At 51.6% G+C, this 5231-nt stretch carries 3 protein-coding genes; 2 read left to right on the forward strand and 1 reads right to left on the reverse strand.

From position 1 onward, the window contains the following. Positions 1-321 precede the first annotated feature (321 nt). A complete protein-coding gene (locus I6E40_RS10335; RefSeq protein ID WP_235387104.1) occupies positions 322-2751 on the forward strand; it encodes a GEVED domain-containing protein in 2430 nt (809 codons plus the stop codon). A 47-nt stretch (positions 2752-2798) separates the two neighbouring features. Beyond that, complete coding sequence (locus I6E40_RS10340; RefSeq protein WP_235387107.1) at positions 2799-4316, forward strand: arylsulfatase; 1518 nt, start codon at positions 2799-2801, stop codon at positions 4314-4316. 632 nt (positions 4317-4948) lie between these two features. Here the strand turns inward: I6E40_RS10340 and I6E40_RS10345 are convergent. After that, on the reverse strand, positions 4949-5231 hold a 283-nt coding region (locus I6E40_RS10345), incomplete at its 5' end, for a hypothetical protein (RefSeq protein ID WP_235387108.1).

The following is a 5231-nucleotide window of genomic DNA, read 5'->3' on the forward strand; positions in this document are numbered from 1 at the left end:
GAGTAGGTCGCCGCCAGCTTATAGGACAACCTCCGATGAACCAGTTTCGTCGGAGGTTGTTTCCATCTTGTGCGTTTCGCTCGCAGATTTTCGCGGAGTTTTGAAAAGCTCGCAGATTTCGCAGATTTCGCAGATTCTGGTACTCGCAGATTTTGGGGATTTCGCAGAGGAAGTTTTTTGAAAGAGAAAGATGTAGTTATATTTGGAAAAGTTTTACATTTGCAGAGTGCATTGTACACATGTCTTGTTGCGTTGTTTTGCGTCATCGTATTCTTTTTGTGCTCAATGCCCTTAGTTCTTAAATTCCTAAAACCTTTTCTAATGAAGAATCTGCTACGTCTATTTCTGTTTGTCGTTTGCAGCAGTCTCTCTTTGTGTGTTTTGGCACAGAGCACTGAAAGCATTTGTTTCACCTTTGCGCGAACCGGTTCCTCGGGAGAGACGGTGACGGTGTCTGCCGTAGATGCTGCGGGAACTGCGTTGAGTGGTGTGACAGCAAACATCGCTGTTTCCCACGCCATGAAAACTGCCGGGACGAACATCACAAGCGGTATTCTCTGTCCCGACGTGAATGCCACGACTTCGCCCACCATCACTTTCCAGTTGAGTGTTTCGGGACTTCCTTCTGACTTTTCGTTCAATGCTTTAGGACTTGACATTCATGCGTTGAACTCCGGCGGCGCCTATCAGTCCAACAGTGACAACAAACTGCGTCAGTTCAACGTGGTTTCTCAGTTCACGCTCTCCGGCGCCACCGCCAATTTCTCTCCGCTTGCCGACATTGACATTGCTGCCGGAGTGGGCGCGGCTTCCAATGTTCACAAAATGTGGGAAACACGGGGCGCGACGCAAACGGTTGCTGACGGCGCACTCACGCTGTTGCTCACCGTGACCAAAGGCACAACCAACAACGGTTGCTTCTTCGGACTTTCCGAAATCAAATTGTTCAAGGAAGAGGAGACCGTTTCGGAACGCCACATCGTGAACTTCAAATGGAAGAACACCTCAGACCTTTATATGGCAGAGGAGGCGGACGGCAGTATGGTGGCTTCAACCTACGATGTCACCAAGCGTATTTTCTGGGAACTCATTCCGACGGGCGAGGAAAATACTTACTTTATTAAGAACACTGCCACTGGACGCTACATCGGCAGTTGCAACAAAACGCCTTCCTCAGCCTCCAAGATTAGTACTTCGGTAACGCCTGTAGCCTACTACATCAAGGAGACGGCTTCCACGGCTTCGGAAATCAGCGGCTGCTGCTATCTCAGTTCCACCGATTGCACGAGCTATGCCGATGAGTCCGCCTCCCCGCGTGCGCTGAACAAAGACGGTGCTTCGTCTTCCATCATCACCTGGCAGGCAGGTCCCAACGGCGCCAACTATCGTGTCGGCTCCTATTGGAAAATCATTGACACTGAAGATCTTTATGAGGTTCGTCCTTTCGTGCCCGTGGCACAGCCCGGTCCTTCCGCCTATTATTATAATATTGTGAACCATCTCACAGGCCAGGCGTTGAACATGCTTGAAGACGGCAGTGTGGCATGGCAACCTGTCAGCGAAGAGGAAGGTCAGACCTGGTATTTTGTCGGTCAGTCCAAGCAGGAGGGTGGTTATCAGATTTATAATGCCAAGCACAGTCAAGCCTTGCAGTTGGGCGAGACTGATCATTGGGTGGTCTTCATGGGAGACACCGAGGCTCCGACCTATTTCTTCCGTCCCTTCGGCGCCGATGCCGCCGGCACTTGTGCGTTGCAAGTTGCGGGCGACTCGTTGGTGACGTTCCGTGGTGTGCGCAGTAGTTTTGCCCGCCACAACGGTCTCTACAATCTTCCTTGTGGTGGTTTGGGCACGGTCTATGTCAGTCGTGTCACTCAGAGCGGCGAAGCCGTGGTGGTTCCTTTGTCCTATCCTCTCACTGTTCTGAACACCTCCGGCAGTGGTGTGACGACTCAGAGCACACAGCCCGGTTGGTGGTACACGCTTTTCACTCAGTCCAAATCCACTCTTGCTCGCGGCAAACGGTTTTCCACAGAGTTGCAACTGAGTGCTGCTCCCGCTGCAGGCACGGAATGTTTTGCCTATTTCGATTGGAACGGCGACGGTGTGTTTGAGACCTCTCAGTCGGTGGATGTGGCACAGTCCATGAGTTTTGAGACTGACGTTCCTGCCGATGCTCGTCTTGGAAAGACCCGCATGCGCCTCCGCCTCACGGAGAACGGTTTGAGCGGAGCGGAAGACGATGTGCTTGGTCAGACGATAGACTTCGTTTTGAACGTGGTGGATGCTCCTGTTGCTTTCACCGTCACCGTCACGACCAACGACCCCTCCCGTGGCACAGCGGAATTGGTGGCTGAGAACCGTGCCGTTGCCACGCCGTTGGGCAGCGCAGTCTTCTTGTGCTGGCGCGAAGGCAATCAGGTGGTTTCAACCGCTGCCGACTATTCCTTTGAACTGAATCACGACCTTCACCTCACCGCTGTTTTTTCTCCCAACACAGATTTAGACACGGGCATCACCTCTCCTCGCGATGCTTGGAATCACGTGGTGAACCTTCAGGTCGGAAAAGGAGAAATCAGTCTTTCAGGAGATGAAGCGTGTTCCGGCTTCAGCCTCTATTCCCTTGACGGCGAACTTGTCGGTAGCACCTCCGGTCGCTCCATGAAAGTTCGTCATCTCGCCTCCGGCACCTACATCGTGCGCATTCACGGCGCCGCGTCCAAGAAATCAGTCAAAGTTTGCGTTCGCTGAGTTCCTCTGCGTGGAACAAACTCTCAAATCATAAATATTGAATCATCATGAAAAAAAGCAATCCTTCTCCTTGCTACCTTATAGGTGCCGGTCTCGTGGCAGCCGTCGGCCTTCACGCTCAAGATCGCCCCAACATCCTTTACATCATGTGCGACGACATGGGCTACGGTGACCTTGCCTGCTACGGGCAGCAGTACATCGCCACCCCTCATCTCGACAGTCTCGCCGCACAGGGCATGCGCTTCACCCAAGCCTATGCCGGCAGTCCCGTCTCCGCTCCCTCCCGCGCCACCTTTATGACCGGGCAGCACTCGGGACACACGCACGTTCGCGGCAACAAAGAATACTGGAGCGGACAGGTCACCTACGGAAGTAATACGGACTATGCCGTGGTCGGTCAGGAACCCTATGACGTGAACCATGTCATCATCCCCGAAATCTTCCAGCGCGAGGGCTACACCACCGGTATGTTTGGAAAGTGGGCGGGCGGCTACGAAGGCTCCGCATCCACGCCTGACAAACGCGGCATTGACGAATACTACGGCTATATCTGTCAGTTCCAGGCTCACCTCTACTATCCCAACTTCCTCAACGAGTACAGTCGCTCGCGCGGCGACGATGGTGTGAAGCGTGTGACGTTGGAGGAGAACATTCCGCACCCGATGTATGGTGACGGCTACACCCGCCGCACGCAATATTCTGCAGACCTCATCCACGAAAAGGCTATGGCGTGGCTTGACAAACAGAGTGCGGACAAACCGTTCCTCGGCATCTTCACCTACACCCTGCCGCACGCTGAACTCATTCAGCCCGAAGACTCCATCTACCTTGCCTACAAGGGGCATTTCTGCAAAGAAAAAACGTTTGGGGGAAACCAGGGCTCTCGCTATAATCCAACGGACTATGGTCACGCCCAGTTCGCAGCCATGATTACGCGCCTCGACGCCATGGTGGGTCAGATCATGGCGAAACTGAAAGAAAAGGGACTGGATGAGAACACGGTAGTGATTTTCACCTCGGACAACGGTCCTCACGAAGAGGGTGGGGCAGACCCCGACTTCTTCAACCGCGACGGACTGCTGCAGGGCAAGAAGCGCAGCACCTATGAGGGCGGCATCCGAATTCCTTTCATCGTGCGTTGGCCGGGCAAAGTCCCTGCGGGTACGGTGAACGACCACCAACTTGCTTTCTATGATTTGCTCCCGACGTTCTGCGACATCGCGGGCATTCCCGGCTATCCTGACAGTTTCCTCAATCCGAACGTGGCGACGGACTGCTTTGACGGCATTTCTTTCTATCCCACTATGACGGGAGCAGAAGGACAAAAGGAGCATGAGTTCCTCTACTGGGAGTTCCACGAAACGAACATGATGGCGCTTCGCATGGGTAACTGGAAAATGGTGGTGAGCGCGGGCAACTGCCGACTCTATGACCTGGCAACAGACCTGCACGAGGACCACGACGTCGCTTCGCAGTATCCCGACGTTGTGAAGAAAATGAAGGAAATCATCCTCCGCGAACACACGGAAAGTTCACTCTTCCGCGTCACCTTGCCGACGCTGTAGGCTCAAACCACAGCGACTGCATCAGGCGTAATTTTGAGAAAACTTTTTTGGAAATATATTGCTGTCCGCTAAAATTCAAGATGACAAACAAAACAGTCGGTTTGTCATTTTGAGTTTTAGCGGACAGCAATGATTCTGTTGGGGTGTTCCCTGTGGCGTCGTCTCAGAGGTTTGCGTAGTCCAGACTTTTGTATTCAAAGTTATTACTGTCCGCTAAACCTTTCTTTGATGTATCCTCGTTTCAGACTTTGCACCATACGTAAATTAAAGGGGAAACAAAAAAACTATACAAACTATACACAAACCCTACATTCAACCTTGCATTCTGCTGATTTTCCGCGCGTTGCGAAATGTATAGTTTGTGCTTCAAACTATACACAAACTATACATTAAACCCTACATTGAACCCTACACAGCGAGCGTTCGCAAAACTATACACGAAGCGGTACACAAACCCTACATTTTGTTTTTGAACACGAATCTCGCGAATGGAATTTAGAACGCGAATGGAGTGAATGGAATTTAGGACACGGATGGAGTGAATGGTGCGAATCGTACGTAACGTTTGTAACGTTTGTAACGTTTGTAACGAACGTAAAACAGGAAATCGCAATAGGAGGTGATGCGACTCGTCACTCCTGCGCGCCGCCCCAAAAATCCAACAATTTTGAGCCATTTTTCCGCGATTCGACATTAACATTTTTAACTTCCGAGAACACTTTCCGCCTCCCAATTTTGCCTACTCGGCGCATAATTTTTCTTTCCCTTCCCCTAATTAAAATTTGAGGAAGGCAAAGAAAAATTAGAGGAAGGCAAATTTTACCTGGATGCGCTTCTAAAACCCCCGATTTTAAAGGGAAAGTGACGAAAAAAGGGGGGAGCCGAGGCTCCTCCCATATCTCTGTACAAATATAA

Source organism: Prevotellamassilia timonensis (assembly GCF_021531665.1).
GTDB lineage: Bacteria > Bacteroidota > Bacteroidia > Bacteroidales > Bacteroidaceae > Alloprevotella.